Origin of the sequence: Fibrobacter sp. (assembly GCF_045112255.1) — a bacterium.
Classification (GTDB): Bacteria; Fibrobacterota; Fibrobacteria; order Fibrobacterales; family Fibrobacteraceae; genus Fibrobacter.
In genome coordinates this window covers 1-1,830 of sequence record NZ_JBGUHR010000085.1, presented here as the reverse complement: position 1 = coordinate 1,830, position 1,830 = coordinate 1, and the positions used below count along the sequence as shown (strand labels likewise).

Below are 1,830 nucleotides of genomic sequence, written 5' to 3'. Positions count from 1 at the left end.
GCTTGGGGGTGTTGTAGGTTTTGTGTGGCATGGTGGCTCAACTCCTTTCAAACTGCAACGGACAATTTTTATCTAAAACACAAGTATTGGGGCAAGTTTTTTCAGCGGCGCAAGCCGCAAAAGGCGGGTTTGGGGTGGCAACCCCAACAAGTATCTGACCGGGGGACAAATGAGCGAAAAGCGAAATTTGGTACACTGGTCGATACTTGCTCTAAGTAAGCCGTAGATTTCCCCTTGCTCTAAGTAAGCCGTAGATTTCCCCTTGCACTTACTACTCGTATAGCTGCCGCCTGTTTTGGCCGGATTTCTGCAAAAATCTTACGGCGTGGGGCGATTTTTACCCGCAGTTCTTTCTTTCCGCTAAAGATACATTTCAAAGGCCGCCAGCTACCCGCTTGCCGGGAATTTTCTCAAATTTTCCTTTGCCTTAGAAATACAGAAAATGCAGATTTGGCTACCGCCGCAGAAAATTTTTTGTTTCCGGCTTCACCTACCTACTACGGATGACTTTGCGATTTTGCCAAACGGATAAAGAAAAAAGCAGCAAATCTTTTTCAGACTTACTGCTTTCGCTGGCCGCCGATGGGCGGTGGATATTCAGTTTTGAAAGTTCAGGTCAGGTTGGCCCGATGATGGATAGCACAATAAATTCCTGTTTTCCCTTTAAGGCATTGTGCATTTTTTCTATTTCTCTTGATGATTATTTTTTTCATAATCAATCAATGTACCTATAACAATTCCAATCAACATTCCGATACCTGCACAAATAGAAATAGCAAAAAGATTTTGCAAAAACGCCCATGCCAACACACCTATGCAACCACCGACAATAAATCCTGTTAATAAGCCAATAGTTAAGTATTTATTACTTTTCATATTGCTATATCTCCCCTAAAAGTATATTTGTCGTTGGTTCTATTATACTATGACCTGCTTCCTTTAGGAATAGATGAATTGTAAACTGGCTGGAGTGAAACCGCTAATGACAGCCAGTGTTTGTTCTTTGTTTATCGGTCAAAGCGAAATTTGAACAGGGCGGCAATGAGCTGTTGCTTTATATGTTCCTCAACTTCGGCGTTGACTTTCCCGTGTACTTTGGAACAGTAGCGGATATATCCGGCATAGTGGGAAAGAATGGTGTCGATTGCGTCCGGGTCGCCCTCATGGGCTTTGACGATTGTTTCATAGGGGAGAAGTTTACTCATAGTCATTTCCCTCCATGAGCCGCCTTAACCGCTGCAAGGCAAGCCGGATATGCCGCCCCGCTGTGCTGCGTGTCCGGCCAATATGTACGCCGATCACTCGCTGCGGCTGGCGCAGGAAATAGTAACGAAAAATTTCTTCCTGCGTCTGCTCCGGCAAAAGGGCAAGGGCGGCGGCAAGCTCCGCATGATACAGAACGGCGGTCTGGCCGCAGGCGGTAAAAAGATATTCTTCAAGCTACTCCGGCTCGGCAAGCTGGACAAACTTTTCACTCATCAGATAATCAAGGGAAACTTCCCGTTCCCACCTCCGGCGCAGCTTCAAGATTTTATCTATGGCTGCGTGACGAATGACTACCTTGCAAAAGGCATTGAATGTGTACTGGATATGCACCTTGTAGGCTTCATCTTCGGTCATGGAAATTCCCCCTCTCTGAATAATAGTGCGGGGCGGCAGTACTCCTTGCTGTCGCCCCTTGATTGCCTACCAGCAAAGACGGGCGGGGCTGTCAACGACGGCGCGAAGCGGCGTTCATTTTATCGTTGACTGGCTCGGCTGGGTTTGCTATTTACCCGACAAACTTGAATTTATTTTAAGCTATCACGTTTTACCTTCTTAAGCCTTACT

Annotated in this window: 3 protein-coding genes and 1 pseudogene; 1 reads left to right on the top strand and 3 read right to left on the bottom strand. The window is 46.2% G+C overall.

All coding sequences use genetic code 11. The features are described 5' to 3' along the window. Nucleotides 1–219: hypothetical protein (locus ACJMM9_RS11315; RefSeq protein ID WP_405326902.1), on the top strand; the 219-nt coding region annotated here is incomplete at its 5' end. 465 nt (nt 220–684) lie between these two features. Here the strand turns inward: ACJMM9_RS11315 and ACJMM9_RS11310 are convergent. The 3 genes and pseudogenes from ACJMM9_RS11310 to ACJMM9_RS11300 all read right to left on the bottom strand — a co-directional run bounded on the left by ACJMM9_RS11310 (nt 685) and on the right by ACJMM9_RS11300 (nt 1,620). Beyond that, entirely contained in the window at nt 685–876 is a 192-nt protein-coding gene (locus ACJMM9_RS11310) for a hypothetical protein (protein ID WP_000841357.1), read from the bottom strand. 131 nt (nt 877–1,007) lie between these two features. After that, nucleotides 1,008–1,205 (bottom strand): helix-turn-helix domain-containing protein, encoded by a 198-nt coding sequence (locus ACJMM9_RS11305; protein WP_001909500.1) that lies wholly within the window; start codon nt 1,203–1,205, stop codon nt 1,008–1,010. Then, nucleotides 1,198–1,620 (bottom strand): annotated as a pseudogene (locus ACJMM9_RS11300) (sigma-70 family RNA polymerase sigma factor). The gene ACJMM9_RS11305 and the pseudogene ACJMM9_RS11300 overlap by 8 nt, the downstream one beginning before the upstream one ends. Between the last annotated feature and the right edge of the window lie 210 nt (nt 1,621–1,830).

Bases quoted from the DNA above. Each gene is read 5' to 3' on its own strand.
- ACJMM9_RS11305 (WP_001909500.1), bottom strand. From the start codon at position 1,205: ATGAGTAAACTTCTCCCCTATGAAACAATCGTCAAAGCCCATGAGGGC.
- ACJMM9_RS11310 (WP_000841357.1), bottom strand. From the start codon at position 876: ATGAAAAGTAATAAATACTTAACTATTGGCTTATTAACAGGATTTATT.